A 23,900-nucleotide genomic window follows, 5' to 3' on the forward strand; every position below is an offset into this window, starting at 1 on the left:
CGGGCAGGGACGGCCTACACGTCCCTGCCCGCCTCCGTCATGCGCGGCCCGTCGAGCCGACGGCCCGCTCCTCGAGATCGAGGAGGAACCGCTTGTGCTCGGGCCGGCCGCCGTACTCGCCGAGCGACCCGTCGCTGCGGATCACCCGGTGAGCGGGCAGCACGATCGACCAGGGTGTGCGGGCGCACGCGGTCCCCACCGCGCGATGCGCCCGCGCAGACCCCGCGGCGACGGCGATCTCGGCGTACGACGCGGTCTCGCCGTACGGGATCTCGACGATGGCTTCGAGCGCTCGCCGCGTGAACCCGGCGGTCAGGCGCCAGTCCAGCGGCACCGTGAACACCTGACGAGTACCGGCGAAGTATTCGTCGAGCTCGACCGTCACGTCCGCCGACGGTCCGTCGTCGGGGGTCGGCACGGCGTGCAGCAGCATGCTGAGCCGCGCGACCTCCGCGTAGGCCGGGCCGTCGAGGACCGACAACGCGACCAGGCCCGCCTCGGTCGTCACCAGGAGGGCCTCGCCGATCGGTGTCGGGTGCACCGAGTACGTTGCGATCGTCATGACCTCATCATGGCCGTCGGGTCCGGGCTCGAGCGCGGAGGAGTGCGCGAGAGGGGAGAAGCGGCATCCCGACCGGGTTGTGGAGGAAAGTCCGCTCATCAGGCGACCGATCCGCGAAACTCGGCCGTCGATCCCGCTTTCCCAGGCTGACGCGCCTAATGTTTTCGGTGTGTGGCGAGCAGAGAGCGGTGCTGTGCGCGGCGAGAGTGCCGAGCAGTTGCCCGCGGTGACCCCGGCGGACGTGACGCTGTCCGACCCCGAGGTGCTCGTCATGCACGCCGCGGTCCCCGAGCGCAAGCGACTGCGCGAGGAGGCCGCCCAGTTGGGCGGTGCCTCGACGCTCCTGCACTACCGGGACGACGGCGACGCGGGCATCGACATCACCAAAGCTCACCCCGGCAGTCTTCCGCAGTTCATCACGGGTCGTCCGACCCTGCTGTCGAACATGTTCCGCGACGAGGTCGCCCTGCGCACGGCGCGATTGGCCGCCGAGCGGATCACGTCGAAGGACGTCGAACTGCGCACCGCACGCGGACTCGACACGGTGCACCTGGCGATCGGCATGGCGTCGTGGCGGATCGGCGGCGTGAGCTGCACCGCTCCTGTGCTGCTGCGCCCGCTGACCATCCGCCGCCACCACACCGATTTCGACCTGCGGCTGCACGGTCCCTTCCACGTCAACCGCGAGCTAGTCACGGCCGCCCGCATCCACTTCGGCGTCGACCTGGACGGCGAGGCCCTCGCCGCTCTCGCGTACGACGGCGGCGTGTTCCAGCCCCAGCCCGTCATCGACCGCCTGCGCGCGCTCACGGCGCACGTGCCCACCTTCACGGTGCAGCCCCGCCTGGTGGTCTCGACCTTCGCCGACGTCGCCTCCGACATGGAGCGGGATGCCGTCGACCTCGATCACCCCGTGCTCAACGCCCTCGCGGGCCATCCGGCCGATCGCGAGCGTCTCTCGTTCGTGCGTCCGCAGCCCGATGCGGTGAGTCCCGACGACCGCACCCCCGCCTCGGATCGGCTGATCCTCGACGCGGATGCGGAGCAGGAGGCGGTCCTCGCCCGCATCACCGAGGGGCAGTCGCTCGCCGTCCACACCCTTCCCGGGACGGGCGGGACGCAGACCGTCATCAACGCGGTCGGCGAGCTGGTCCGCTCAGGCAAGCGCGTGCTGGTCGTGAGCGCCCGCCGGTCGACCCTCGACGGCGTGCGTCACCGTCTCGCGGGGATCGGCCTCCCCGGCCTCGCCGTCTCGCCCACCCGGTTGCACCGCGACCTCATCCGCGCGATCGCCCGCAACGAGAAGGCGGAGCAGCCCAAGGTCGCCGAGGTGGACGACGCGCTCGTCCGCCTGCGCACCGTGCTGCGCGACTATCGCGCCGCCCTCACCCAGCGTCACGCCTCGGTCGGGGTCTCACCGCTCGAGGCGCTCCGAGAATTGACACGCATCGGCGAGCACGAGCCGCAGCCCAGCGCGACCACGCGCTTCGACCTCGCCACGGTGCAGCGTCTCGCGACCCGTCGCGTCGAGGCGGCAGAGGCGCTCGCGGCCTCCGCGCGGCTCGGGGAGTTCCGGATCGGACCCGACGACTCGCCCTGGTACGGGGTGGCGTTCTCGACGACGGACGCGGCGCGTTCCGCGCACGCGCTCGCCGGTCGCCTCCACCGCGCCGAGGTGCCCGCTCTCCTCGAGCGCGGCTACGAACTGATCGGACAGACGCGGATGCGGCCGTTCACCACGGTCGCCGAGATGGGCTCCTACGTGCAGCTGCTCCAGGGCATCCGCGCCTCGCTCGACCGCTTCAGCCCCACCGTGTTCGAGCGCCCTCTCACCGACCTGATCGCGGCGCACTCGTCGCGCCGCGACTCCGCGCAGATGACGACGGCCAACCGGCGGCGTCTGCGTCGGCTGTCGAAGGAGTACGTGCGTCCCGGCATGCACGTCACCGACATGCACGAGGCGCTGCTGCGGGTGCAGAATCAGCGCGCGCAGTGGCAGCAGCTCGTCGACGCCGGGGTCACCCCCGAGATCCCGATCGGCCTCGACGACGTCGCAGCTGCCTGGCAGCGGGTGAACGCCGACCTCGCCGACCTCGACCGCGCGCTCGGACGCACCGAGGGGCTTGCGAGCCTGCCGATCCCGCAGCTTCTCCGCACGCTCGCGGGGCTCGCGGCGGCATCCGATGTCTTCGAAAACCTCGTCGAGCGGGCGGCACTGCGCAGTGAACTGGCGCAGCTCGGGCTCGAACCGCTCCTGATGGAGCTCTCGACGCGGCACGTTCCGGAGTCCGAGGTCGCCGCGGAGTTCGAGTACGCCTGGTGGCGCTCGGCCCTCGAAGCCATGCTGCGCTCGGACCGGGCGCTGCTGGGCGCGAACACGACCGTCCTCGACCGGCTCGAGCGCGACTTCCGCCTCGTCGACGAGGCGCACGCCTCGTCGTCCGGACCGCTCTTGGCCTCGGAGCTCGCCAAGCGGTGGCGGATCGCCCTCGTCGATGAGCCTCGCGAGGCGGCCTCGCTGAAGGCGGCACTGCGCGGCGGCACGGCGTCGGCGTCCGAGCTCGTCGCCTCGGCGCCGACGCTCATGCGGGTCCTGGCCCCGGTGTGGCTCGCCTCGCCGTACGAGGTGCCGCACGTGCCCGACCACCCCGAGTTCGATGTCGTCATCGTCGCTGACGCTGCGGCTCTGTGCCTCGCGGAGGCGACCCCCGCACTGCGCCGCGCGCGCCAGGTCGTCGTCTTCGGCGATCCGGTGACGCAGCTGCCGACGCCGTTCCGGTTGTGGTCGGGCCGCGGCGACGACCTCGAGACGCCCGAGGTGCCTTTCGACGAGACGAGCGTGTTCGAGCGGCTCAGTGAGCTGATCCCGGTCGAGACGCTCACACGCAGCTACCGGGCCGGGGGAGAGGATCTCGCCGAGCTCGTCAACGACGCCTTCTACGGCGGCGCGATCAGCTCGCTGCCCTGGGCGGGCTCGTACCTCGGGCGCGGCAGCCTCAGCGTGGACTACGTGGAGGGCGGCACGGGCGCGCCGAACCCCGACACGGGGGCCGTGGAGAGCCCGGATGCCGAGGTCGCCCGTGTCGTGACCCTCGTCGTCGAGCATGCGATCAACCGTCCGGCCGAGTCGCTGATGGTGGTGACCGCGTCTGCGCGGCACGCCGAGCGGGTGCGCGCCGCCGTCGCCAGCGCATTCGCGGGGCGTTCGGACGTCGCGGACTTCGTCGGCCGCGAGACGGCTGAGCCCTTCGCGGTCCTCGGCCTCGAGGAATCCGTCGCCGAGAGCCGCGACCGTGTCATCTTCTCGCTGGGGTTCGGGTTGACCAAGCACGGCCGGGTCCTCAGCGATTTCGGCGACCTGTCGACCCCCGACGGCGAACGACTGCTGACGGTGGGCATGACCCGCGCACGTCGGTCGATGGTGATCGTCTCGTCGATCCGCCCGTCGGCCTTCGACGAGGGTCGGCTCACGTTCGGCGCCGCCACGCTCATGGCGATCCTCGGCCGCATCGCCGCCCGGGGGCGCGATGCGCGACTCGAGGACCTCGCCGATCCGCTGACCCTCACGCTCGCCCAGCACCTGCGGAGCCTGGGCGTCTCGGTCGACGTGCACTACCGCGGCGGGCAGCTGCCGCTCGTGGCGCAGTACAAGGGCAAGGCCGTCGTCGCCGACATCGACCCCGAGACCACCCACGACAGCCTGCGCGAGACCCTCCGTCGTCGCCCGCAGCTGCTGCGTCGCCTGGGATGGCACTACGTGCGCGTCCACGCGTTCGACGTGTACAACGATCCCGCCGCGGTCGCCCTGCGCATCGCCGGGGTCATCGGCGTCCAGCCCGAGACGCCGTCGGCGCCCGGCTCGACCCAGCCCATCGATGTCGACTGAGCGTCAGCGCGTCGAGCGGGTCCCGGGGTCGCGCCGCGCAAAGCTGACGCCCGCGCCGGGGACGGACCCGAGCCCTGAGACGCCGAACGGGCCGGACGCGGGGCAACCCCCGGCATCCGGCCCGAACGACGATCGACTGCGGAACGACGTCCCGCCGCACTACTGACGCGTCAGATCGACGGCGACGGCGGTTCGGTCGCGCGCGTCGGAGCGGCGGTGCCGCGCTGCTGCTCGAGCAGGTCGCGGATCTGGACGAGCAGCTCGGCCTCGGTCGGGAGCTTCGCTTCCTCTTCGACGACTCCGGCTCGCGCCGCCTGACGCTCCTTCCACTTGTTCATCGGGACGACGAACACGAGGTAGACGACGAGGGCCACGGCGAGGAAGCTGATGATCGCGCTGATGAGCCCGCCGATGGGGAAGGTGACGACGTCGAAGAGGCCCTGCACCTGAATGCCGAATTCCCCCGTCTTCGGGTCGGCCTTGAAGAACAGGCTGATCAACGGAGTGATGATGCTGTCGACGATCGCGGTCACGACGGCGCTGAAAGCCGCGCCGATGACGACCGCGACCGCCAGGTCGATGACGTTGCCGCGCATGATGAAGTCTTTGAAGCCTTTGATCACGGCTCCTCCTTCCTCCGCCGGCACGGGGCCGGGCTACGAACCCGCGGGAGCGGGCGAAGCGGGTGCTTCGGATTTCTTCGATGATGTCGAAGAACCCGAGCTCTCGCCAGAGGATGCAGGGGAGCTGGCGCTGCGCGAATCGGTGCGGTAGAAGCCCGAGCCGTTGAAGGTCACGCCGATCGACCCGTACTGCTTGCGCACGAGGCCGCCGCATTCGGGGCACTCGGTGAGGGTGGCGTCGGAGAACGACTGGACGGCGTCGAAGCGGTGTCCGCACGCGGTGCAGGCATAGGCGTAGGTGGGCATGAGACCTCGGTGGTTCAGCGGAGGGGAAGGCGGACGGTACGGGTGGGGGTCACGACCCCCGAGACGGGCTGGTCGTGCAGCTCGCGGGGGACCTCATCGACCAGCTCGGAGTCGAAGATGACGGCGTACACCGGCGGGCACTTCTCCATCGACCCGATGGTCTTGTCGAAGTAGCCGCGGCCCCAGCCCAGCCGCATCCCACTGCGGTCGACAGCGGCCGCGGGGATCACGAGCAGATCGACGTCGTTGACCGCGACGGGGCTCAGCAGTTCGCCGACGGGCTCCGGCAGTCCGAACATCCCCTCGGCGATGTCGCCGTCGTGTTCGGCGACCGCCCAGTCGAGCAGACCGTCCGCGCGGGTGACGGGCAGGAGAACGCGGATGCCGCGGGCCACGGCCTCGGCGATGAACTCCCGCGTGCCGGGCTCGGTGGGGGTGGAGAGGAAGCACGACATGGACCGGACGCCGTTCCCGGCCACCAGCGCGTCGAGCTGCGCCCGGATGCCTGAGGAGGCCTCGTCCAGGGCGCCGGCCGAGCGCTGCTGACGGCGTTCGCGGAGTTCCGCGCGCAGCGCGCGCTTCTCGGTGTCCACGGGGCCGGTCATGGTCCGATTCTAAAGGGACACGCCCGCCGTCCCGCCGTGTCATATGCACGACACGAGTGATCTGTATGGTGATGGTCATGTCTTCCGAGCGCATCAAGGCCGTCATCCCTGCCGCGGGCCTGGGCACCCGCTTCCTGCCCGCCACGAAAGCCATGCCGAAGGAGATGCTGCCGGTCGTCGACAAGCCCGCGATCCAGTACGTGGTCGAAGAGGCAGTGTCCGCCGGGATCGACGATGTGCTCATCATCCTGGGGCGCAACAAGAACAACATCTCGAACCACTTCGACTCCGTGCCCGAGCTCGAGTCCAACCTCTCGAAGAAGGGCGACCACGAGAAGCTGAAGCGGGTGCAGGACTCGTCGGTCATGGCCGACATCCACTTCGTCCGTCAGGGTGAGCCCAAGGGCCTCGGCCACGCCGTGCTGCGTGCGCGCTCGCACGTCGGTGACAGCACCTTCGCGGTGCTCCTCGGCGACGACCTCATCGACGCGCGCGACGTGCTCCTCGAGAAGATGCTCGAGCAGAACAAGAAGACCGGCCTGACCGTCATCGCGCTCATGGAGGTGTCGCCCGACCAGATCCACATGTACGGCGCGGCCGCCGTCGAAGCGACCGATGAGCCCGACGTCGTGAAGGTCACCGGTCTCGTCGAGAAGCCGAAGAAGGAGGACGCACCCTCCAACTACGCGATCATCGGACGCTACGTGCTGACTCCGGGCGTCTTCGACATCCTCGAGCGGACCGAGCCGGGCAAGGGCGGCGAGATCCAGCTGACGGATGCGCTCGAAGAGCTCGCCACCACGGAGGGCGTGCTCGGTGTCGTCTTCCGTGGCCGCCGGTACGACACCGGTGACCGTGCCGACTACATCAAGGCGATCGTGCAGCTCGCGGTGGACCGGGAGGACCTCGGCGCCGAGCTGCGCCCATGGATCAAGGACTTCGCCTCGGGTCTGTGAACCCGAAGCGTCACTGATGGGCATGGACGGGCCGGTCGTGCGCGCGCACGGCCCGATCTCGATCCGGCTCGTGCGTCCGCGCGACGCGAAGATCCTGCAGACCGAGCTCGTGCAGAACCGGGCGTGGCTGCGGCAATGGGAGGCGACGAGCCCCGACGGTCCGATCTCCCTCGACATGCGCAGCGGTGTGCGTCGGCTGCTCCAGCAGTACCGCGACGGGACCGGGGTCCCGTTCGTCATGGAGCACGAGGGTGAGGTCGCCGGCCAGTTGAACGTCTGGGGGATCGCCCGCGGCTCGCTGTCGTCGGCGACGATCGGCTACTGGGTGAGCGAACGATTCGCCGGCAAGGGCATCACTCCGACGTCCGTGGCCTTGGCGACGGACGTGTGCTTCGAGGATCTGCGTCTGCACCGCATGGAGATCTGCATCCGTCCCGAGAACACGAAGAGCCTGCGTGTCGTCGAGAAGCTCGGGTTCCGATACGAGGGCCTGCGCCGCCGCTACATCCACATCGACGGCGATTGGCGCGATCACTATGCGTTCGCGCTCGTGAGGGAAGAGGTCCGCGAGGGTGTCCTCAACCGGTGGTTGGCGGGACGCGCGCCGCAGGATGCGGCATCCACCCCTCCGGCCGACCGTTAACCCTCAACCAGAAGTTCAGACACGCCCAGCGGATGCCGGGCCGCACCGCTCCGGCGACATACGGTGAGCGGCATGGGTGAGCAGGTGATGGGTGGCGGGGTGATCGTCCTCGTCGCTGTCCTCTTGTGGCTGGTGTACCTCCTGCCGTCGTGGCACGGTCGTCATCAGTACCAGGCGGCCGAGCGCAACGCCGTGCGGCTGAACCAGGCCCTCCGTGTGCTGGCTCAGACGAGCGAGACGCCCGGCGAGGTCCGTCTCGAACTCAACGCGCGCACCGCGCTCGCGCAGCAGCGCCTCGCGCGTCGCGTCCAGGCCGAGCAGGAGAGCGTCGGCCTCGAAGCCGCGCGGGCCGAACTCGCCGCCGCCAAGGCTCAGGCCGCCCTCGACCGCGAGATCGCGAAGGCCGACCGGCGTCGCGCGATCGCCGACGCGGAAGCTGCCCGCGAGAAGGCCCGAGCGGACGCCGCGATCGCCCACGAGCAGGCGGTCGCAGAGGCGGCCGCCGCCCGTGCTCTGCCCGCCGCCCGTCGCGCCCGCGCGCGTCGCCGCGTGCGCCTGACCGCCTCGATCGCTGCTGTCCTGGCTTTCGTCGTCGCCGGTGTCGGCGGTTATCTCGGCGCGATCGGCGCCGGCTGGACTCTTCTGGTGGTCGGTTCGAGCGGGGTCGTCTCGAGCCTCCTCGTGCTCGTGCGCATGAACACCGTCGCGCGACGCGCGGCATCCCGGGTGGCCCCGGCCGCCGTCGTTCGCGAGGCGGGGTTCGTACAGGATGTCGCGCTCGAATCGGACCGTGCGGAATGGACCCCCCGCACGCTGCCGCGCCCGCTCACGGCATCCGCGGGTTCGCGCGCGGCTGCCGTGCTCGACGCCTCCGAGGCGCAGGAAGCGCTGCGCCACGCGGCCGTCGAGGAGGCCCTGCGCGAGCGCGCGGCCCAGGCCGCTCCGCCCTCGATCGACACGGCCCGCCGCACCCGTGCGGCCGAGGTCGCCTTCGCCGGACCGGCCGACGATGACCGCATCGAGGCCCACGTGCGAGAGCTCCTCGCCCGCCGTGCATCGGGTCAGTAAGACCCCGCCTCGCGTTCGAGCGACCATCGTCGTCATGGTAATGTTGAGGCTTCCGGGCCTGTGGCGCAGTTGGTAGCGCGCTTCGTTCGCAATGAAGAGGTCAGGGGTTCGAATCCCCTCAGGTCCACCATCGGAAAGGCCCCCGTTCGCGGGGGTCTTTCCTCGTTCTCAGTGATCACGGACCTGCCTGTCGTGGGCCGTAACAGGCCGCCCTTCTCATGGACGACGGTGTCGACGAGGCTGGGTGTGAAGAAGTCCACGGTCGACTCGCCGTACGCGACGTCCTCGGGATCGGCGCCGGACGATGGAAAGGGCCGCTGGCTACCGCCACCCTTGCGTATGCAACCGTGACGTGGGGCACGGCGCGCGCGGGTGGTCGCAAACCCCCTGACACCGGCGGGTGGCGGGCCGAGGCGGGTTCTAGTCCGGCAGGCGCACCGCCGCGCGCGCGGCGTCGAGCTCGGCAGCGCGCCGGTCGGGGGTCCAGTCCAGCTCCGCGCCGGCGATGTCGGCAGCCGCCGACAGGACGTCCTCACCCGGGTCGCCGCGCCGCCCGATGCCGGTGCGGTTGAGCAGGATGTCGGTGAGATGCAGCACCGACTCGTGCCGCGCCGCGAACGCCACGCCGGCGAGCAGTTCGCCGTCGTCCGTCGCCGGCCGCGACAACACAGGCGACTCGGCGGCGATCGCGCGGAGGGCACCGGCATCCGATCCGTAGAGCCGGTCGATCAGGTCGGAGGTGCCCGTGTCGGCGAAGTCCGTGCCGTCGAGCGGCACGTCGGCGGTGCGGCTCCGTGCGACCGTCAGACCGAGGGCGCGCGCGAGCACCGGCACGGTCTTCTCGGCGAACGCCCGCGCGGTCGTGTACTTGCCGCCGGTCGCCGTGACGATTCCTGGCACGCCGTCCCTCGCGTGGTCGACGAGCTCCGATGCGCGCGTCGCGCGGTAGGTGTCGGTGCCGCTCGTCTCGGTGAGCGGGCGCAGGCCGCCGTACGCGGCGACGACGTCCGAGAACGACAGCTCGACGGGAAGGCGCCCCGCCGCGTTGATCTCGGTCAGGAATCGCTCGATCGCCTCGCGCGTCAACCGCCACTGCGACACCTCGCCCGTGTACGGGGTCTCGGTCGGGCCGATGAGCGTGCGCCCGCGCCACGGCGCGAAGCTGAAGTGGCCGCCCGACGAGACCGTCAGCACCATCGTCTCGGTGAGGGGTCTCGTGAGCAGGTAGATGCCCTCCGAGCGCACCGCCGGGCGCGGCCCCGCGGCATCCTGCAGCAGTCCGTCGGCCACCAGCACGTCGTGGGCCCAGGGACCGCTCGCGTTCACCGTGATGCGCGCCCGGATCTCGTGCTGCGTCCCCGTCACGAGGTCCGTGACCCGCGCGCCGCGGACACGACCGGATGACGCCATCAGCCCATCGGCGCGCGCGTAGTTCGACACCCGGGCACCGTGTGCGACGGCGGACCGCACGAAGGCGAACGTCAGGCGTTCGGGCGAGAGCATCATCGCGTCGTGGAACAGGATGCCGTGCTCGAGGTGTCCGAGTCCCCGTCGGCGCAGCTCGTCGCGGCTGAGGCTGCGGTGACGGGGGATGCGGTGACTGTCCGGCACGCGGTTGCGGTCGAACGACAGCAGGTCGTACGCGGTCAGACCGAGGTGCTCGATCAGCCCGGGATCGGGGAGAACCATCCCGATGGGGGAGACCAGTCCCGGCGCGATGCGGGAGAGAGTGCGCCGCTCGACGAGGGATTCGCGCACGAGCCCCACCTCGAGGTTCTTCAGGTACCGCAGCCCGCCGTGGACGAGCTTGCCCGTCGCGGCCGACGTCGCCCCGCCGAAGTCGCCCTTCTCGACGAGCGCGACGGACAGGCCGCGGCTCGCCGCCTCGTACGCGATCGCCGCGCCGGTGACGCCGCCGCCCACGATCAGGACGTCCACCGTCTCTCCACGCCCTGGCAGCGACCGCCGCACCGTGGTCGTCATCGCGCGATCACCGAGCGGATGCCGCCGAGCAGCCGTTCCCGCTCGCTGGGGATGTCGAGCATCCCGAGGCGTAGGACCCGCGCCGCAGTCGCCCAGCGGTCGAGCCGCGCCGTCGTCAGGCCCGTCAGAGCGAGGTACTCCGAGAGGTACATGCGTCCCATCGCGCCGCGCGCCGCCCCGTAGACGAGCAGTTGCGCGCGGGTCGCGCCCGGGAAGAGCTCCGCCTCGGTGAACAGCAGCCGTGTCATGGCGACGTCGGCGGCCGGGTCGCCGCACGCCGTCGACTGCCAGTCGATCGTCGCGATGCCACCGCCGTGACGGAAGACGTTCATCGGGTGGAAGTCGAGGTGCAGCACGCTCTCGCCGCCGGGGAGCGAGGCGAGGTGATCGAGCAAGGCGCTGCGTTCGCGGGCGGTGAGGGCGGTGAACGGCGCGGTGCCGACGAGATCGGCCGCGACATCGCGGACGTCGGGGAAGCGGTCGGTGCTGACGCGGTGGATGCGGGCGTGCTCGCGCGCGAGCGAGCGGGCGACCCGCCGCATCCTCAGGGGGTTCTTCTCAGCCACGGTGGTGAGCGCGACGCCGTCGATGCGGTCGAACGCGACGGCGCGGCGACCCCCGGCATCCGTCCTGCCGTGGCACCGGATCGGGGTCAGCCCGAGGTCGAACGCGGCCGTGGCGTCCTCGACCTCGCGGTCGATCGCCTCGTCGGGCCACTCGTCGTGGTAGACCTTCAGCACCCGGTCGGGGGTGAGGGAGTGCACGTCGGCCGAGCGACCGTGCGCGACGAGTTCGCCGACGCCGCTCACGCCGACACCCGCTTCGTCGCGCCGTATCCGAGCCGGGTCGCGTGCGCAATCACGGCCCGCTGCTGAGCTTCATCGAGCGGGCGCGGGACGCCCACGACCGCGGCGCGCAGGTACAGGTCGGCGAGCCATTCGACGAGCAGCGCGTTCTCGATGGCCCCGGCGAGATCGGGTCCCAGGGCGACGGCGCCGTGGTTCGCCATGAGCGCGGCCAGCCGCCCGTCGAGGGCGGCGCCCACGGCCGCCGCGAGCTCGGGGGTGCCGAAGGCATGGAACGGCGCGACGCGCAGGATGCCGCCGAGGGCGAGCTGCTGGTAGTGGATGACCGGGAGCTCGTCGAGCACGAGCGACAGCGCGGTCGCCTTCGGCGCGTGGGTGTGGACGACGGCCGACACGCGTTCAGGCGGCGCGGAACGCAGGACGCCGAGGTGGAGAGCGAGCTCCGACGTGGGGGCCAGCGAGCCCTCGATGACCGCGCCGTCGAGATCCACCACCGTGACGTCGTCGACGGTCGCGTCCGCGAGGACCGCACCGGTCGCTGTGACGGCGACGACCTCGCCGCGGCGTGAACTGACGTTGCCGGCGGTTCCGATGAGCAGGCCGTGCTCGGCGAGGCGGCGGGATGCTGCGGCCACCGACGCGCGGAGATCGTGGTGGTGCGACGTCGTCGTCATGCTGCTAACGTTGCCGCCACCCCTAATCAAAGTCAAGTTTGATTCGCATGGACACCTCTGACGACACCGCCGCCGACGACCCCCAGGACTGGGCGACGCTCGTGCTGCGCCGCACGCCGACGCAGCGGCGGTCGCGGCGGAAGCTGAGCCAGGCGATCGCCGCCGCTGAGACCCTCGTTCTGCGCGACGGTGTGGACGTCATCACCCTGCCGCGCGTCGCTGCCGAGGCGGGGCTGAGCGTCGGCGCGCTGTACCAGTACCTGCCCGACCGTGACGCGATCCTCGGCGCCATCGTCGCCCGATATCACGACCGTCTCGAACGCCTCCTCGACGACGCGATCGAGCGCATGAGCGCCGACACGCGCACGGAGGACCCTGTCGGGCGAGTGCTGCGGGCGGTCGCGGACGTCTACCTCGACGAGCGGTCCGCCCGCTCGCTCGGCACCGTCGCGATCTCGGCGGAGGCGGATGCCGCGCGGCGCCGTCACAAGCGGGCGATGGCCGATCGGGTGCACACGCTGCTGCGCCTCGCGGGCGTCCTCGACGGCGTCGACCCCGAGCGCGGCGCTGCGGTCGCCCGGGTCGCGTTCGCCTCGGCGGACGCCGTGCTGCATGAGGCCTTCGCCGCACCCGAGGCCGAGCGGACACTCCTGCTGGCCGAGCTCGAGCGCGCGCTGCGCGCCTCGCTCGGCGCCTGACCGGGTCAGACGGTCGTGCGGCGCCACGCCGGAATCGCGGCGGCGAGCAGCAGGGCGGGCAGGAGGAACGCGAGACCGGAGCCGGTCACGTCGGTGAGGACCCCGACCCCGACGGCGCCCAGGACCGCGCCGGCGTAGTTGAAGAGGTTGACGCGGGCGACGACCTCGTCGCTGCGCGCCGGGTCGATCGCCCCGGCGAGACCGAACGCGATCGGCACGAGAGCCCCGACGGCGAGGCCGCTCACGGCGAACGCCGCGATCGTCACCACGGGCGACGGCACCGCCGCGACGACGATCGCCCCGATCACGCCGAGGACGAGGCCGATCGCGAGCAACCGGCCGCGGCCGATGCGCCGGACCACGGCATCCGTCGCCAGTCGCGCCGCGAGCACCCCGCCCTGGTAGGCCGCGAGGCCCACCGGTGCGAGCGCCCCTGCCGCTCCGATGGCGAGGAGGTGCACCGAGCTCCACGAGCTGACGGCGGAGTCGACCGTATACGCCGCGAGGATCACGAGTCCGACGACGGTGATCGCGCGTCCGTCGAGCCGGGGGCCGCGGGGGCCGCTCCACTCGGCGCTGCGCGCGGCGCGCTCGCGGCTGAGCAGCCGGGCGAACGCGACGACGAAGACGATCTGCAGGGCCGCCGCGACGATCAGTGCCGCGAACGCCGGAGCGCCGGAGGCGAGGATCCCGGCCATGCCGAGCGCTCCGACGATCGAGCCGGTTGTCAGCGTCGCGAAGAGGCGTCCGAGCAGCGGCGTCTCCCGCCCCCGCTGGACGAGCACTCCCTGCATGTTCGACGACGCGTCGATCATGCCGAGCCCGAGTCCGTAGAGCAGGACGGATGCCGCGAGCACCGCGGTCCCCGGGGAGAGCGCCGTCGCCACGAGTCCCGACGCCTGCAGCGACAGGCCGACGATGATGCCGTGCCGGCTGCTGGCGCGGCGGGCGATGGCGTCCGCGGTCAGCGATCCGAGCGCGGCGGTGACGCACACGCCCAACAGGATCAGGGCGATGCCGGTCGCATCCAGTCCGGTGCGCTGCTGGAACGCCGGCAGCGCCGTCACGATGACGGCGTATCCGAGGCCCTGCAGCCCGTACACCCCCGCGACGACGAGGACGCTGCGGGTCGAGGTCGGGGCGATCGTGCCGCTCACCCTCACACCGCCGCGGGGTGGCGCGTGCGGAGGGCGGCGAAGGCGTCGGCGGCGATCTCGACGGTGCGGTCGACGTCGGCCTCGGTCACAGCGGCATTCAGGAAGTGGTTGTGATGCGAGGTGAGGTACGCGCCGCGCCGCACGCATTCGGCGATCCAGTCCTGGTGCAGCATGAGCGAGTCCGCCGGGTCGGCGACCCGCAGATAGAACAGGGCGGGCGCGCCGGACGCCACCAGGGTGTACCCGGCGTCCGCGGCGGCCTCGGTCAGCCCGTCCGTGAGCCGTCGCCCCATCCGTTCGAACAGCGCCGGCGCATCGAGCTCGCGGAGCTTGCGCTGGGTCGCGATCCCCGCGGCGAACGGCACCGCGCTCATCCAGTAGCTGCCCGTGTAGGTGATCGAGCTCACCGCCTCCTTCAGCGAGTCCTTGCCCAGCAGGGCGGAGACGTTGTAGCCGTTGGCGAGCGCCTTGCAGAAGCAGATGAGGTCGGCCTCGAACCCGAAGTAGTGGTCGCTGCCGGCCAGGTCGAGTCGGAAGCCGGCGCGTACGTCGTCGATGATCAGGACGACACCGTGCTCGTCGCAGAGCCGGCGTACGGCCTGCCAGTAGCCGTCCGCGGGCAGCTGGTTGTCGACGAAGTTGCCGTGCATGTACGGGGTCGAGATGAGGGCGGCGACCTGTCCGCGGTGCTCGGTCAGCGCGCGCCGCAGCGCCTCGATGTCGTTCCACGGCACGTACAGGTTGTTCGCGACGTCCTCCTCGAGCACGCCGGGATAGTCGAGCTTCTGCGTCCACGGTGCGACCCCGTGGTAGAAGCCCTTCACGAAGATCACCTTCTTGCGCAGCGTGGCGGCGCGGGCGGTCATGATCGCGAGCGTCGTCGTGTCGCCGCCGTTCTTCGCGAACATCGCCCAGTCGGCGCTGGCAACCTGATCGACGAGCAGTTCGGCGAAGTCGATCATCACTGTCGAGGGGAGCGAGACGACGTCCTCCTTCTTCGCCTGCTCCTGAGCCGCCGCGGCCACGTCCGGGTCGTTGTACCCGAGGACATTGGGGCCGTAGGCGCACATCCAGTCGATGAACTCGTTGCCATCGAGGTCCCAGAAGCGCGTGCCCTCGGCACGGACGGCGAACTTCGGGAAGCCCTCGTTCGGCAGGTGCAGGCCCTCGGTCGGACCGAGGTGGCCGGGGATGCCGCCCGGGATCACCCGCTGGGCGCGGCGGAAGGCAGCGAGGCTCTTGTCGAAGGTGTACACGGAGGAGCTCACTTTCCGAGGTAGTGGCCGACGCGGTCGAGGATGCGGCTCGTGTTGTCGACGAGCGGGATGTAGCCGCGGATGGCGATGCGCCCGTCGCCGACGCACGCGAGCGCGCTCTCGCGTCCGGCGAGGACGTCGCCGGCGGTCTGCAGATCGGCGAACCGGAAGACGGCTCGCGGCGCGGCATCCGTCACCGGAATGCGCGAGAGCCGGTGGTCCCGCACGCGCAGCCGGTGTCGCAGCGCGTCGCCGACGGCGATGTCGAGGTCGCCGTCGGTCATCTGGTCGGCGCTGAACCGGCCGGACCGGTCGCGGTTCGCGACGATCGCGATCGCCCCGACCGCCACCTCGAGGAGCATCGTGCGGTGCGCGTCGGCGAACGCGGGGCCGTCGAGGTCGGCCGCGGACGGACGCAGGTATCGCCCGAGCAGGTCGCTCAGCGGGGTGAACACCCGGGTGAGGAAGCGCAACCCCGCGGGACCCGCGAAGGGCAGGGGCGAGCCGCGGCCGTCGAGGACCGCGTTCAGGTGGCCGGGGGAGCGGAACACCAGGGTGGCCGTCGTCGCGCCGGCCGGCTCGCCGTCGGCGTGGCGGACACCGTCCCGCGCGAACACGAGTCGGAGGGTGTCGCCGCCGACGACGCGCACCGTCAGGAGCACGGGCCGCGGCAGGCCCGCGAGCAGCCCCGACGCCTCGGAGGCGACGTCCGCCAGCCGCGGCAGCGCGCCGAGGACGGCGTGCAGGTTGACCGCAGCCAGGACGCGGTCGTCGATCTCAGTCAGCACGGATGCTCCCTTCGGTCGGTGCCCCGAGCGGGGCGGATGCCGCGGCGAGGGCGGCGGCGGCGAACGATGCCGTGCGACGCGCGGCATCCGTGTTCCCGTCGGCGAGCCATGTGGTCGTGATGCCGTCGACGACGACCACGAGGTGGCGTGCGAGCTCGGCGACGGGCTGCGTCCATCGGCTGCGCGTGATCTCGGCCGCGTAGACGAGGATCTGCTCCGCGGCGTGGAAGTAGGTCTGCCACTGCGCCCGCATCTGGCCGGAGGGATCGCGGCGACGTGCGACGAGGGCGAGCTCGAGGAGCGCGATCTCGTGGTCGGGGTCGCGCTCGAGCAGGTCGATGTAGCCCTCGAGACCCGACTGCAGGGCAGAGGTCATGGAGGTCGGGTCGATGGCCCGCGACTCGGCCGCGAAGCGCTCCTGCTCGATCACGGTGTCGATGACCGCCGTCATGAGATCGTCCTGCGTGCCGAAGATGTAGGTGAAGGCGCCCAGCGGCATGCCGGCCTCGGCGGTGATCGCGCGGGTGGTCGCCGCCGCGACGCCGCGCCGCGCGATGACGCGGATGGCCGCGGCGATCAGTTCGTCCCGACGTTCCTCGGGCGGCATCCGGCGCATCATGCGCCTCCCACCGCGCGGGCCGCCACCCAGAGGCGGAGCCGTCGGGGCGAGACCCGCGCGACCCAGCCCTGCACGCGGTTGGCGGCACCGACCGTGCGGACGGGCGACGGGTTCGGGGCGTCGAGCACGGCGAACGCCTCGTCGAGCACCTCGTCGACCGACTTCGTCCCACCGACCTTGAAGGTCTCGGACCCGGCCGCCGCGAAGAACTCCGTCTCGGTGGGACCCGGGCACAGGGCGAGGACGGTGAGGCCGGTGCCACGCGTCTCCTGCCAGATCGCCTCGGTGAGCGAGGTGACGTACGCCTTCGTCGCGGCGTACACCGCCAGGCCCGGCAGCGGCTGGTGTCCGGCGTTGCTCGAGACGTTGACGAGCACACCGCGCGCCGCGATCAGCTGGGGGAGGAGCGCGCGGGTCACGAGGGTGAGCGCGGCGACGTTGACCTGCACTTCGGCGGCGACGCGCGCCGCGTCCTCATCGACGAAGGCGGAGGCCGTGCCGAACCCGGCGCTGTTGACGAGCCCCGCGGGGTGGATGCCGCGCGCGGCCAGGTCGGCGGCGATCGCGGCGGGCGCGGCGGGGTCGGCGAGGTCGGCGGTGAGCACGGTGGCCCCGACGCGGTGCACCCCGCGCAGTTCTTCCGCCAGTGCCTCGAGGCGCTCCGCGCGGCGGGCGATGAGGACGACGTCGCGGCCGCGGGCGGCGAACCGGCGGGCGAACCCCGCCCCGATCCCGGAGCTCGCTCCGGTGATGACGATCGCTCCCGGCATGGGGCCTCCTCTGGGTGCACGAGCGGAGTTGTACAGATGAACAAGTGCGGTGGTGACTCAGTATGGCGGCACCCGCGCGCGACGTAAAGAGGCGGATGCCGGTGAGTCCCGGCATCCGCCTCTGTCGTCGATCCCGTCAGACCGCCGCGGGCTCCCGCCTGCCGGCCGCGAGCCGCTCGGCCGCGTAGGCCTCGGCCGCGTCGAGCGGGGTGACGCCACGCTCTGCGGCGTCGTCGAACAGGCGCCGCAGAGTGTCGCCGATGCCGTCGATGCGCGTCGCGATCTCTTCCCGGTGACCGGGCGTGCGCGCCTCGACGTCGAGGTAGATGACGCCGCCCGCGTTCGCCACGAAGTCGGGGGCGTAGAGGATGCCGCGGTCCGCGAGCCGTGCCGCGCCGGAGCGCTCGGCGAGCGGGTTGTTCGCCGGACCGCAGACGGCCTTCGCGGCGAGGGCATCGATCACCTCGTCGTCGAGCACACCGCCGATCCCGGCGGGCACGAAGACATCCGCGGGGACGACGTGCTCGGTGCCGGGCTCGACCCACGTCGCGCCCAACTCGGCGGCCAGCGACATCTTCGCGGGGTTCACGTCGGTGACGGTGAGCAGGGCGCCCTCACCCGACAGGCGCACGGCGAGCCGGCTGCCGACCTGGCCGAGCCCCGAGATCGTGATGCGGCGACCGGCCACATCGCCCGAGCCGACGATCCGCTCGAGCGTCGCGCGCAGTGCGGCGTAGACGCCGCGGCTGGTCGGGCCGGCGGGTTCGCCCGAGCCGCCCACCGAGTCGGGCAGACCGACGACGTGCGTCGTGCGCTCGCTGACGACGAGCATGTCGTCGGTCGTCGAACCGACGTCCTCCGCCGTCCGGTACTGACCGCCGAAGGACTCCACCGCGTCGCCGAGGTCGAGGAACGCCGCGCGCCGACGGTCCGCATCGAGGGTGTCGGCCTCGCCGAGCGCGATGACGGATTTGCCACCCCCGGCATCCAGGCCCGCCGTCGCGTTCTTCAGCGTCATCGCCGCCGACAGTCGCAGAGCATCGCCCATCGCGTCGGACCAGTGCGGGTACCGCCACAGTCGGGCGCCGCCGAGGGCGGGGCCGAGCGTCGAGGAGTGGAGGGCGACGGTGACCACGAGTCCGCTGCGCCGACCCGTCATCACCTCCACGCGTTCGTGGCTGAAATCGGGCAGGGGCAGGGTGTGCGACATTGCAATCCTTCTCGGCGGGCCTTGTGGGCGCTGCGGTGCGGATGCCGCCGATCTGCGGCATCCGTCATCATTCTGCCTCGCATATCGCTCGCCGCCTAGGCTGTGCACCATGCAGACCGAGCGGTATTCCCACGGCCATCACGAGAGCGTCCTTCGGGCGCACACCTGGCGGACGGCGGAGAACTCGGTCGGGTACCTGCTTCCGCACCTGCGCCCCGGCGCCTCGCTCCTCGACGTCGGATCCGGGCCGGGCACCATCACCGTCGATCTCGCGCGCCGCCTCGCGCCCGGTCACGTCGTCGGACTCGACGCGTCCGCCGACGTCGTCGCCCAGGCGCAGGCCCACGCCGCCGCCGAGGGCGTCACGAACGTCACCTTCCAGACCGCGGATGCGTACCGCCTCGAAGCGGCCGACGGCTCCTTCGACATCGTGCACACGCACCAGCTGCTGCAGCACCTCGCCCGCCCCGTCGACGCCCTGCGCGAGTTCCGCCGTGTGGCGGGGGCCGACGGACTCGTCGCCGCGCGCGAGGTCGACTACGCCGGCATCATCATCCACCCGCACGTCCCCGCGCTCGACGAGTGGCTCGACCTCCTGCTGCGGATGGGGCGCAACAACGGGGGAGAGCCGTCGGCCGGACGCCGCCTGAAGGCGTGGGCGCGGGCCGCCGGCTTCGCCGAGGTGACCGTCAGTGCGTCGACGTGGCTGTTCGAGACCGACGAGCAGCGGGCGTGGTGGGGTGGATCCTGGGCCGACCGCGCGCTGCACTCCTCCTACGCCGATCACGCGCTCGAGCAGGGGCTCGCGACGCGAGCCGATCTCGAACGCATCTCTGCGGGATGGCGCGAGTGGGCGGCGTCCGCAGACGGCTGGCTGCTCATGCCCCACGGTGAGATCCTCGCGAAAGGCTGACCATGACCGAGAACCTGAGTGCCCGCAGCCGCCTCGTCCACGACGCCCTCCGCGCCGCCGGCATCCCCGGCGACATCGTCGTCCTTCCGGATGCCGCCTCCACCGCAGCCCTCGCCGCCGCCGCGCTCGGAGTCGAGGTCGGCGCGATCGCGAACAGCCTGGTGTTCCAGTGCGACGGTGCGCCCCTGCTCGTGATGACCAGCGGTGCCCACCGCGTCGACACCGCCGCGCTCGCCGCGCGCCTCGGGCGCGGCAGGATCAGCCGGGCGACGCCCGAGCAGGTCCGCGACGCGACGGGGCAGGCCATCGGCGGAGTAGCCCCCACCGGCCACCCGGCTCCGCTCGAGACCGTGATCGACGAGGACCTCGCCCGCTACCCGCAGATCTGGGCGGCAGGCGGTACCCCTCACACGGTCTTCCCGATGACCTTCGACGAGCTCGTCCGCCTCACCGGCGGTCGGGTCGTCTCGGTCGTCTGAGGCCGCCGCTCACGTGTGGATGAGCTCGCGCCAGTTCAGCGGAACGCGTCCGCGAGGGCCGGGGGAGGGCTGATCTGCGGGATGGCTCGTCGGCGGCGCGAGCTCGGGCCCGTCGAACATCGCCTCGTCGGCGTAGTCCCAGTACCAGTCCTCGCCGGGCTCGAAGCTCTGCACGAGCCGGTGCCCGGTCTCGCGGAAGTGCGCCGTCGCGTGCTGCCCGGGTGACGTGTCGCAGCATCCGATGTGACCGCACGACGCGCAGCGGCGCAGATGCACCCAGAAGCCCGCCTGCTCGTCGCACTCGTGGCATCCGCTCCCCGAGGGGGCGACGTTCGTGTCGATGTCGGAGCTCATCTCGTTCCTTCCGATCAGTAGGCGAGAGCGCGGTGGACGGAGGCGACGGCGCTCGAGCCTTCGCCGACCGCCGCGGCGACGCGCTTCATGGACCCGCGGCGGACGTCGCCCGCCGCGAAGACCCGCGGCGCGGACGTCTCGAACGGGAAGGGCTCGCGGCCGAGGTCCCGCCACTGCGCGATCGACTGCACCGCGACATCGGTCCCCGTGCGGATGAAACCGTCGGAGTCGCGGTCGAGCGTGGGCAACCACGAGGTCGCCGGATCCGCGCCGATGAAGCAGAACAGGCCGCGCGCGTCGACCGCCCCGGCGGAGTCGATCGTCACCGACTCGAGGGTGCCGTCGCCGTCGAGCCCGGTGATCTGGGATGCCGTGTGCAGCCGCACACGCGGATCCTCGGCGAGCCGGTCGGCGAGATAGCTCGACATCCGCGCGCGCAGGTCGGTGCCGCGCACGACGAGGTGGACGGGGGAGCCGTGCGCGGCGAGGTAGAGCGCGGCCTGTCCGGCCGAGTTCGCACCGCCGACCACGACGACGGGCTTGCCCTGCACCTGGCGGAGCTCGAGCGGTGTCGCGGCGTAGTAGACGCCGGAGCGCTCGAAGTCCTCCCAGCGGTCGAGCGCCAGGCGGCGGTAGGCGGCGCCGGAGGTGACGATCGCACTCCGCGCACGGATCACGCGACCGTCGGCGAGGGTCACGTCGAGGAGGTCCGGGCCGACCTGCTCGAGTGCGACGGCCTCGCACGGTGCGTAGACGCGCACGCCGAACTTCAGCGCCTGCAGCACTGCCTGCCCGATGAGGTCGCCGCCGCTGACCCCGAAGGGAAACCCGAGGAAGTTCTCGATGCGGGACGTGGACGCCGCCTGCCCGCCCGGCGCCACGGCGTCGAGCAGGACCGTGCTGAGCCCCTCGGACGCGCCGTAGATGGCGGCGGCCAGTCCGGCGGGGCCACCCCCCACGACGACGAGGTCGACGACCTCGTCGGCCTCGGCCTGATAGCTCAGACCGAGACGCTCCGCGACGAGGCCGGGAGTGGCGCGCAGGATCGGTTCCCCCTGGACGTAGGCGACCGGGAGGTCTTCGGGGGCCATGTCGTGACCGTCGAGCGTCGCGAGCTCGTCAGGGGCGACGGCGACCGCCTTGTGCACGAGATCGAGGCGTTCGGCGAAGCGGCGCAGCGACAGGAAGTCGTTCGAGGTGGTCGTCCCGACGAACTTCAGCGTCATCGCCGCCGGGCCGGTGCGCAGCGACTCGCGTCGCGCCCACAGCGCGTGCAGGATGAGGTCGCAGAGCTCGTCGTCCTCGCTCATGATCTCGCGGAGCGCCGCCCGCGAGAGCCGGTGCACCCGACCCGCTTTCGTGACCCGCGCCGAGAGGAAGGCGCTCTGCCCGTTGAGGATGCCGAGCTCTCCCGCGAACCGGCCGGGCCCGACCGTCGTGATGACGGCCTCGTCGACCCAGCGGAGGGCATCGCGGACGATCTCGAGCTCGCCCGACTCGACGACGATCAGGTCGTATCCCGCTTCGCCGGTGCGGAAGACGTAGTCGCCGACCTCGACGTCCTGCGGCACGGCGGCGGCCGTCAAGCGGCGCCAATGCGCGTCCGACAGGTCGGGCGACATCATGGCGTCCATCGCGGTGGGAGCGGTTTCGTCGGTCATGTCGATCAACCTACCGACCGGCGGGGGCGACGGACGCGTCGGCATCGGCCTGCAGCGCCCGGATCAAGGTCTGCGCGTCGTAGGGACCCGTGTGCCGGCGGCCGTTGACGAAGAACGTCGGCACGGAACGGATGTTCATCGCCTCGGCGTCGAACATGTCGTCGCGCACGCGACCGGCGACATCGGGTGAGGTGAGGTCGCGCTCGAACTTCGGGACGTCGAGCCCCAGCTTCTCGGCGAGCCGCACGATGTCGGACGGCAGCTGGTTGTCCTGGTCCGCGAACAGCCCGCGCTCGAATTCGAAGAACTTGCCCTGCTTCGCCGCCGCCTCCGAGGCCTCGGCGCCGGCGAGGGCGTTCGGGTGCTGCTCGGTGAGCGGTGCGTGCCGCCAGACGTAGCGCAGGTTCGGACCGAGCTCGGCCATGACCTCCTGGATCGAGCCCGAGGCCTTGAGGCAGAAGCCGCACTGGAAGTCGCCGTACTCGACGATCTCGTATGGGGCGTCGAGCGAACCGAAGATGTGGTCGCGGCGGGGGTCGACGGGACGCACGAGCGTCTGCCCGACCTCCTCCTCGGGGTGACGCGCATCGGCGACCCGGAAGACGAGCGCGCCGAGCGCGAAGGCGAGCACGGATGCCGCGAGCACCCCGACCCGCGCTTCGTTCTGCGCGTCCGGGTCCTCGATGGCGAGGTCGATGATGAACAGCGAGATCGTGAAGCCGATACCCGCGAGGGCGGCGCCGCCGGCGATGCGGTCGAGCGAAAGGCCGGGGCCGAAGTCGCCGACGCGCAGCGCCTTGAGCACCGCCGTCGACCCCCAGATGCCGGCGAACTTGCCGATGACGAGTCCGACCACGATGCCCCACGTGAGCGGCGACATCGCGGCCGCCGCGAGGATCTCGGGGCTGAGCTCGACCCCCGCGTTCGCGAGGGCGAACAGCGGCAGGATCACGTAGGCGACGTAGGGCGCGTAAGCCGTCTGCAGCCGTTCGTTGATCGAGATCGACTCGCGCAGGCTGTTCGCCGCGGCGCGGGCGTACTCGGTGCTCGGCGACTGGCGGAACGTGCGGGCGAGCTCGAGGGCGTGCTCCACGTCGCGGCGATCGGGCCGGTACACCGGCACGAGGAGCGCGATCGCGACGCCGGCGAGCGTCGGGTGGACGCCCGAGGCGAGGAAGGCGAGCCACACGACGATCGCCAGGGTGGCGTAGATCGGTCCGCGACCGCCGCGCAGGTACCGGACGAAGTAGATCCCGACGAGCCCGACGGCGGCGATGAGCAGCGGCATCGGAGTGAACGTGTCGGTGTAGACGAGCGCGATGATGCTGAGCGCCCCGATGTCGTCGACCACGGCGAGGGCCAGGAGGAACACGCGCAGACGGCCCGATCCACGTGGTCCGATGAGCGCGAGGGCGCCCACGAGGAACGCCGTGTCGGTCGAGATGACGACTCCCCAGGCATCCGCGTTGCCGGTGGGACCGGCGATGAGCACGAACAGCAGTGCCGGCAGGGCGAGACCCGCGACCGCAGCGACCACGGGGATGACGGCGCGCGACCAGCTGGTCAGCTCGCCGATCGCGAACTCGCGCCGCACCTCGAGGCCGACCGTGAAGAAGAAGATCGCCATCAGCGCGTCGTTGACGAGGGCGTGCAGGGTGAAGTCGAGCTGGATGTCGCCGAGACCGATCGACATATGCGTCTCCCAGAACCCGTGATAGGTGCCCGACGACAGGTTCGCCCACACGATGGCGGCGGCCGTCGCGATGAGCAGCAAAAGGGCACCGGTGCGGGTTCGTCCCATCCTGCCGATGTGGTCCGCGATCGAGGCGAGTTTTCGCGCCATGCATCCTCCGGGATTCGAGTCGGAAGTCAGTCTCCACCCG

23 protein-coding genes and 1 tRNA gene are annotated in these 23,900 nt (G+C 71.6%); 8 read left to right on the forward strand and 16 right to left on the reverse strand.

The annotated features are described in order from the left end of the window. Positions 1-37 precede the first annotated feature (37 nt). Positions 38-562 carry a methylated-DNA--[protein]-cysteine S-methyltransferase gene (locus ACIGEP_RS02660; protein WP_396660085.1) on the reverse strand — a complete coding sequence of 175 codons (525 nt, stop codon included), beginning with the start codon at positions 560-562 and terminating at the stop codon, positions 38-40. A gap of 193 nt (positions 563-755) precedes the next feature. On the opposite strand from ACIGEP_RS02660, the gene ACIGEP_RS02665 reads away from it, so the two are divergent. After that, positions 756-4,448, forward strand: coding sequence for a DEAD/DEAH box helicase (locus tag ACIGEP_RS02665; protein ID WP_396660086.1), 3,693 nt, complete (start codon positions 756-758; stop codon positions 4,446-4,448). A gap of 170 nt (positions 4,449-4,618) precedes the next feature. On the opposite strand, the gene mscL is transcribed toward ACIGEP_RS02665, so the two are convergent. From mscL to ACIGEP_RS02680, 3 genes are read right to left on the reverse strand one after another with little or no spacing between them, the layout of a single operon-like run. Then, on the reverse strand, positions 4,619-5,071 hold the full coding sequence (mscL, locus tag ACIGEP_RS02670) for a large conductance mechanosensitive channel protein MscL (protein ID WP_396660087.1): 453 nt from the start codon (positions 5,069-5,071) through the stop codon (positions 4,619-4,621). A 33-nt stretch (positions 5,072-5,104) separates the two neighbouring features. Beyond that, positions 5,105-5,377 carry an FmdB family zinc ribbon protein gene (locus ACIGEP_RS02675; RefSeq protein ID WP_396660088.1) on the reverse strand — a complete coding sequence of 91 codons (273 nt, stop codon included), beginning with the start codon at positions 5,375-5,377 and terminating at the stop codon, positions 5,105-5,107. Positions 5,378-5,391: 14 nt separating this feature from the next. After that, complete coding sequence (locus ACIGEP_RS02680; protein WP_396660089.1) at positions 5,392-5,982, reverse strand: 5-formyltetrahydrofolate cyclo-ligase; 591 nt, start codon at positions 5,980-5,982, stop codon at positions 5,392-5,394. Positions 5,983-6,059: 77 nt separating this feature from the next. Here ACIGEP_RS02680 and galU point away from each other — a divergent pair, with 77 nt between their 5' ends. The 4 genes from galU (at position 6,060) to ACIGEP_RS02700 (ending at position 8,779) form a co-directional block, all read left to right on the forward strand. Further along, a complete protein-coding gene (gene galU / locus ACIGEP_RS02685) occupies positions 6,060-6,938 on the forward strand; it encodes a UTP--glucose-1-phosphate uridylyltransferase GalU (RefSeq protein WP_396660090.1) in 879 nt (292 codons plus the stop codon). Positions 6,939-6,960: 22 nt separating this feature from the next. Next, positions 6,961-7,581, forward strand: a complete 621-nt coding sequence (locus ACIGEP_RS02690) for a GNAT family N-acetyltransferase (RefSeq protein ID WP_396660997.1) — start codon at positions 6,961-6,963, stop codon at positions 7,579-7,581. Between the two features lie 72 nt (positions 7,582-7,653). Beyond that, positions 7,654-8,649, forward strand: a complete 996-nt coding sequence (locus ACIGEP_RS02695; protein ID WP_396660091.1) for a large exoprotein — start codon at positions 7,654-7,656, stop codon at positions 8,647-8,649. A 54-nt stretch (positions 8,650-8,703) separates the two neighbouring features. Next, positions 8,704-8,779 (forward strand) — tRNA-Ala (locus ACIGEP_RS02700). 290 nt (positions 8,780-9,069) lie between these two features. On the opposite strand, the gene ACIGEP_RS02705 is transcribed toward ACIGEP_RS02700, so the two are convergent. From ACIGEP_RS02705 to ACIGEP_RS02715, 3 genes are read right to left on the reverse strand one after another with little or no spacing between them, the layout of a single operon-like run. Continuing rightward, positions 9,070-10,632 (reverse strand): FAD-dependent oxidoreductase, encoded by a 1,563-nt coding sequence (locus tag ACIGEP_RS02705; protein WP_396660092.1) that lies wholly within the window; start codon positions 10,630-10,632, stop codon positions 9,070-9,072. Next, positions 10,629-11,441, reverse strand: coding sequence for an aminoglycoside phosphotransferase family protein (locus ACIGEP_RS02710; protein ID WP_396660093.1), 813 nt, complete (start codon positions 11,439-11,441; stop codon positions 10,629-10,631). The genes ACIGEP_RS02705 and ACIGEP_RS02710 overlap by 4 nt, the downstream gene beginning before the upstream one ends. After that, positions 11,438-12,112, reverse strand: coding sequence for a class II aldolase/adducin family protein (locus ACIGEP_RS02715; protein ID WP_396660094.1), 675 nt, complete (start codon positions 12,110-12,112; stop codon positions 11,438-11,440). Before ACIGEP_RS02715 ends, ACIGEP_RS02710 begins: the two co-directional genes overlap by 4 nt. Before the next feature lie 47 nt (positions 12,113-12,159). On the opposite strand from ACIGEP_RS02715, the gene ACIGEP_RS02720 reads away from it, so the two are divergent. Next, a complete protein-coding gene (locus ACIGEP_RS02720; RefSeq protein ID WP_396660095.1) occupies positions 12,160-12,810 on the forward strand; it encodes a TetR/AcrR family transcriptional regulator in 651 nt (216 codons plus the stop codon). A gap of 5 nt (positions 12,811-12,815) precedes the next feature. Here the strand turns inward: ACIGEP_RS02720 and ACIGEP_RS02725 are convergent, their stop codons facing one another. From ACIGEP_RS02725 to ACIGEP_RS02750, 6 genes are all read right to left on the reverse strand, one after another. Continuing rightward, positions 12,816-13,967 (reverse strand): hypothetical protein, encoded by a 1,152-nt coding sequence (locus ACIGEP_RS02725; RefSeq protein ID WP_396660096.1) that lies wholly within the window; start codon positions 13,965-13,967, stop codon positions 12,816-12,818. A gap of 2 nt (positions 13,968-13,969) precedes the next feature. After that, positions 13,970-15,235, reverse strand: coding sequence for an aminotransferase class III-fold pyridoxal phosphate-dependent enzyme (locus tag ACIGEP_RS02730; protein ID WP_396660097.1), 1,266 nt, complete (start codon positions 15,233-15,235; stop codon positions 13,970-13,972). Continuing rightward, positions 15,232-16,011, reverse strand: a complete 780-nt coding sequence (locus tag ACIGEP_RS02735) for a hypothetical protein (RefSeq protein WP_396660098.1) — start codon at positions 16,009-16,011, stop codon at positions 15,232-15,234. The genes ACIGEP_RS02730 and ACIGEP_RS02735 overlap by 4 nt, the downstream gene beginning before the upstream one ends. Next, a complete protein-coding gene (locus tag ACIGEP_RS02740; protein WP_396660099.1) occupies positions 16,001-16,618 on the reverse strand; it encodes a TetR/AcrR family transcriptional regulator in 618 nt (205 codons plus the stop codon). The genes ACIGEP_RS02735 and ACIGEP_RS02740 overlap by 11 nt, the downstream gene beginning before the upstream one ends. Positions 16,619-16,626: 8 nt before the next feature. Next, positions 16,627-17,400, reverse strand: coding sequence for an SDR family NAD(P)-dependent oxidoreductase (locus ACIGEP_RS02745; RefSeq protein ID WP_396660100.1), 774 nt, complete (start codon positions 17,398-17,400; stop codon positions 16,627-16,629). Between the two features lie 136 nt (positions 17,401-17,536). Then, complete coding sequence (locus tag ACIGEP_RS02750) at positions 17,537-18,610, reverse strand: Glu/Leu/Phe/Val dehydrogenase dimerization domain-containing protein (RefSeq protein ID WP_396660101.1); 1,074 nt, start codon at positions 18,608-18,610, stop codon at positions 17,537-17,539. Between the two features lie 109 nt (positions 18,611-18,719). On the opposite strand from ACIGEP_RS02750, the gene ACIGEP_RS02755 reads away from it, so the two are divergent. Further along, positions 18,720-19,523, forward strand: coding sequence for a methyltransferase domain-containing protein (locus ACIGEP_RS02755; protein ID WP_396660102.1), 804 nt, complete (start codon positions 18,720-18,722; stop codon positions 19,521-19,523). Between the two features lie 2 nt (positions 19,524-19,525). Continuing rightward, the gene (locus ACIGEP_RS02760; protein WP_396660103.1) at positions 19,526-20,002 is read left to right on the forward strand and encodes a YbaK/EbsC family protein; all 477 of its coding nucleotides are present in this window, start codon (positions 19,526-19,528) and stop codon (positions 20,000-20,002) included. A gap of 9 nt (positions 20,003-20,011) precedes the next feature. On the opposite strand, the gene ACIGEP_RS02765 is transcribed toward ACIGEP_RS02760, so the two are convergent. Genes ACIGEP_RS02765 through nhaA form a run of 3 tightly spaced genes read right to left on the reverse strand, consistent with a single transcriptional unit; the run spans position 20,012 to position 23,860 of the window. After that, positions 20,012-20,356 carry a UBP-type zinc finger domain-containing protein gene (locus ACIGEP_RS02765; protein WP_396660104.1) on the reverse strand — a complete coding sequence of 115 codons (345 nt, stop codon included), beginning with the start codon at positions 20,354-20,356 and terminating at the stop codon, positions 20,012-20,014. A gap of 14 nt (positions 20,357-20,370) precedes the next feature. Beyond that, on the reverse strand, positions 20,371-22,017 hold the full coding sequence (locus ACIGEP_RS02770) for an FAD-dependent oxidoreductase (RefSeq protein WP_396660105.1): 1,647 nt from the start codon (positions 22,015-22,017) through the stop codon (positions 20,371-20,373). Between the two features lie 10 nt (positions 22,018-22,027). Further along, entirely contained in the window at positions 22,028-23,860 is a 1,833-nt protein-coding gene (gene nhaA, locus ACIGEP_RS02775) for a Na+/H+ antiporter NhaA (protein WP_396660106.1), read from the reverse strand. Between the last annotated feature and the right edge of the window lie 40 nt (positions 23,861-23,900).

Source organism: Microbacterium sp. NPDC077663, from assembly GCF_044542795.1.
In the GTDB taxonomy this organism is placed as follows: domain Bacteria; phylum Actinomycetota; class Actinomycetes; order Actinomycetales; family Microbacteriaceae; genus Microbacterium.